Origin of the sequence: uncultured Gimesia sp., from assembly GCF_937919775.1 — a bacterium.
GTDB lineage: Bacteria > Planctomycetota > Planctomycetia > Planctomycetales > Planctomycetaceae > Gimesia.
Genome location: NZ_CALFPF010000716.1, coordinates 1 through 3,938 on the forward strand (window position 1 = coordinate 1; position 3,938 = coordinate 3,938).

Sequence of the window (3,938 nt, forward strand, 5' to 3'; positions counted from 1 at the left end):
GATGGGTTAGACTTAAACAATGAACTGCGAAACCAAACCGATCAAAAGGTTCGTCCAGGGATCGCGGACAGCATTTTGCCGATAAGCTCTGATATTACTTGATTATCTGAAATCCTTTCTCTCAGCGCATTGGTTTCGATCAGGAGATCTCCCACTGATGTCATTATTTCACAATTCATCATTCAGCGCGATACTCTTCCTCAGCCTGATTTGGGCAATACCGGTAATATCAGCGGAACCAAAAGAAGCCGCTCCATTGCCCGAAATCACTCCCGAGACGGATGCCCCCCCCAAACTTCCTACACTGGAAGAGGTATTAGAAATCACACAGGAATATTTTGCCGGTCTGCAGAATTATGAACCGGGAGATATGCTTACCCGGAATCAGGTCAAGCCGCTATTCAGGCAGTTCCAGAAAGCGGGTTGGACCGCCAAAGCAGAAAAAAACATCCTGAGTCGGGTGCACGCGGAAACGGACTTCCTTGCTGCTCAACTGAAGACGGCAAAGGGAATCAAGTTTATGAGGCGAGTCTCCAAAATGCCCGGAGGTTATGATCGACTGGACCACATCCTGGTCATGCCTTATGGAAAACGGAATATCAGGGACTTTATTAATTCCCCCGGCGGTTTTACGATGATTGAATACATGACCACCACCCAGGGCGGCAAGAACCTGGGTACATATCTCTCCCAGACCAGGACGGGAAAGGGCTTCAACGCTTCCACGCATCGCATTTATACTGAAACGCAATTCGTCGAAGCGATCAAGCTGGCTTTCGAAAGTGAAACCGGTCAGAAAACACAGAAGAATTAACTTCTGATTACCCTTCCAGGTTCACTCCAAAAAACTCGGCACTTTCGGCAATATCCTGTTTGCATGCTTCAATCATGGTTTCAATTTGTACTTCATCCAGTTCGAAAAACGAAAGCAGAATCTCTTCGGCTTCCAGATATTCGACTGAAGAACGGTTCCACAATGAACCAGCCAGCAGGCTGCCTGTTCGCAATGCAATGCCCAGCGGACAACCATGTTGACCAGTACCATGATGATTTTCCACGGCGGTTACGATTTCCTGAGGAATATCCCAATGGTCGAGCAGACGTGCCCCGAGCAAGGCATGATCGAAGCCGAAATACTGTTGTTCGCCTTTGAGCAACGCTTCTCCGTGAGGATAACTCTCATAAATCAGGCTGTATTGTTCGCGATCAACCTGTGAAAATACCAGAATTCCCACATCCGCCAATAAGCCTGCAGTGTAAGTTTCATCTTTCTTCAGGCACTTATGATGGTCGGCCAGATGCGCGGAAATAGCAGCGATGGTTAATGCACGCTGCCAATAATCAACGAAAATTCGCCCCTTACTCCGTTTGGTCAGCGACTCTACCATCGAAAAGCTGATCGTCAGCATCCGGATGGCATCTTTTCCCAGATAGGATACCGCGTGTTTGATACTTGTAATCTGCCGGGCAACCCCATACTTCGAGGAATTCACAACCTGCAGGATTTTGACAGCCAGTCCCGGGTCGTGTTCAATACACCTCACAAGATCATCGATATTACTTCCCGGATCCCGCGTCAGTTGCAGCACCTGTTGCGCTACCTTGGGAGCAGAGTGTAAGCGATCTAAACGTTGTACGAATGCATCTGCAAGATCAGCAGGTTCTACGCAATTATCTACTAACATGGCCGTCCCTCTTTTCGTTGTTATATCTTTGTCACTTAGAAAACCCGATGATTACCGTTTCATCTCGGGAGTCTCCGTGCAAATCTATCTTTGAGAAAAAGCGGGAACGGATTTAAACTGGCTTTCAAAAACTGATTTCTCGAATCTCTGATACAGGTGTTCCAGAAATAACGGTCAGAACTGTTATAGCAAGAGCAAGCATCAAACCGGTTTAGAGGAAACACCTCCCGATCTCACTGGTCGTAACAGTTTAAGTGAGCAGACGAATGCCCGACTCCTGAATCTCGTAAGGCACCAGCGACTCATCAACGGCACTGCCTCGATGCTTGGCAATATGCAGCGCACGACTCATCCGGTTTCCTTCGCGGATTTTTCCCATCAGGATAATCGTATTTGCGTTCGATAAGACGTCGCCACTTTCTATCGGGCGTTGAATCAAATCATCGAGCATCACTTCATGCGTGGTCAACAACAACAGACAGCCGATCTCCTGAAAATCGTATTGGTGCCGGTGTATCAGTTCCTGATTGCTGCGGAACTGAGCACGAAACAGATCTCGGGCCACCCAGTCATATTCTTTCCGCAGGATCTGGTGGTAAACGTATTCAAACGCATGAAACTGAAATGATTCACTGGGCCGCTCCGTAGGCTCAATCCCGTCAATCACCGTCCGCCTCACTCCGTGCACAAAATTCGAATAAAAATAGGCAATCGCCGCATCCAGTTTTTTAACAAATTCCAGCTTCCATTCTTTCCACTCGTCCAGTTCCATATCGCGTCTGGTGACTCTGCGTCCGCTTTGACGAAACAGATGCTGATAATCTTTCCGCACCTGCCCTGCCTCCCAGATCTGTTCCAGATCGAACGGCTCATCGACGCTCTGTTCCCTGATCTTCCACTGAAACATCCGCTCGGCATACTCGCTGTGGCTTTGAGAATCGCCGCGGGTTGCCATATCGAACAAAATACCGGTCTGCCCTTCCTGACCCAGCCCTGCCTGTGCGTATTGCAGTCCCAACTGGGTCTTACCAATGCCGGTGGCACCTAAGACCACCGTCAACTTGCCTGGCAATAAGCCTCCCGACAGCATTTCATCCAGTTGAGGAATTCCCGTTTTTTGTCGTGTCTCGGACATGCTGGAACCTGGTCTCGCGGAGAAACAATCCACGCCTTATTATAGATTGGGTATTCAAAGTTGCCTGACAATCCGGAATCAGATCGAGATAAAGCGATCCCGGGCAGCAACATTCCAATGATCGACTACGCGCCCGCCGCTGACAACGGTCACCGACTTATGCAATGCGGAAGTCGGGCAGACATGGCGGGGAATGGCCAGCAATTCATCACCGGGCTGAAATTCGCTGGCGCGCTGAGTCATAATCACCAGATGCTCTTCGTTCTGCAGCACGGCTTTTGCATCCGGCAGGTCGGGAAACGAGCAGCGATTTTCCATCGCCGGGTCAGAGGCAATCGCCTTGTATCCCAGATCCAGTGTGATCCGATCCGACCCCGGACAACTGATGACGCGAGTTAAAACCAGCGCCGCGGGAGTAAATTGCAGGTCGGGAAATAATTGACCATATCCCACATCATGCAAGACGCAGGTCCCCGGACAGACTTCAATTTCCGGATCATCAATGCCGGCAAAGATCGGAAACGACCCGGTCGCTCCCGCCACAATGCGCGGCACGACTAAACCTTCGGTAATCAGCTGATCGCGTAAACGGCTCACGTTATTCCAGACAGCCAGGACTGCGGCTTCGCGTTCCTGAAAATCGATCTGATGATTCTGACCGTCATACACGTGCAAACCAGCGGCGATCAACCCCGGCGTATTGTCGATCATCTGATACAGTTCAACTGCAGTATCTCCCGGTGCGACTCCGGTGCGATTCTGTCCCGTGTTCAAATCGAGCAGCACTTCGATCTCAAGACCCGCCGCCGACATCGCCTCGCCCAACTGCTCAATCGGCGTCGGATGATCGGCGGTCACCTGAAGCGAAACAGCAGGCCAGCGTTTGCGAAATTCAACCGCCCGTGCAATATTCGGCCCGACCAGATTGTAGGCCAGACAGATATCTTTGACTCCCGCATCAGCCAGCATTTCGGCTTCGGGAAAGGTCGCCGCTTTATGTTTCACAATTCCCAGTGAAAGTTCCAGCGCAATAATTTCGCGCATTTTATGAGTTTTGCAATGCGGTCGTAGCCGGCTGGGATCGCCGACTAATTCGATCATCTTCCGTAAATTATCTT

General features: G+C 50.2%; 4 protein-coding genes. 1 reads left to right on the forward strand and 3 read right to left on the reverse strand.

The window, feature by feature from the left end:
* Positions 1-256: 256 nt before the first annotated feature.
* The gene (locus Q0294_RS20220) at positions 257-814 is read left to right on the forward strand and encodes a hypothetical protein (RefSeq protein WP_299469068.1); all 558 of its coding nucleotides are present in this window, start codon (positions 257-259) and stop codon (positions 812-814) included.
* A 7-nt stretch (positions 815-821) separates the two neighbouring features.
* On the opposite strand, the gene Q0294_RS20225 is transcribed toward Q0294_RS20220, so the two are convergent.
* The 3 genes from Q0294_RS20225 to Q0294_RS20235 all read right to left on the reverse strand — a co-directional run.
* Positions 822-1,685 (reverse strand): HDOD domain-containing protein, encoded by an 864-nt coding sequence (locus Q0294_RS20225; RefSeq protein ID WP_299469070.1) that lies wholly within the window; start codon positions 1,683-1,685, stop codon positions 822-824.
* A 250-nt stretch (positions 1,686-1,935) separates the two neighbouring features.
* On the reverse strand, positions 1,936-2,820 hold the full coding sequence (locus Q0294_RS20230; protein WP_299469072.1) for an ATPase domain-containing protein: 885 nt from the start codon (positions 2,818-2,820) through the stop codon (positions 1,936-1,938).
* 78 nt (positions 2,821-2,898) lie between these two features.
* Positions 2,899-3,938: D-TA family PLP-dependent enzyme (locus Q0294_RS20235; protein WP_299469074.1), on the reverse strand; the 1,040-nt coding region annotated here is incomplete at its 5' end.

Excerpts from the sequence above, each read along its gene's own strand:
- Q0294_RS20225 (WP_299469070.1), bottom strand. The coding sequence starts at position 1,685 with ATGTTAGTAGATAATTGCGTAGAACCTGCTGATCTTGCAGATGCATTC.
- Q0294_RS20230 (WP_299469072.1), bottom strand. The coding sequence starts at position 2,820 with ATGTCCGAGACACGACAAAAAACGGGAATTCCTCAACTGGATGAAATG.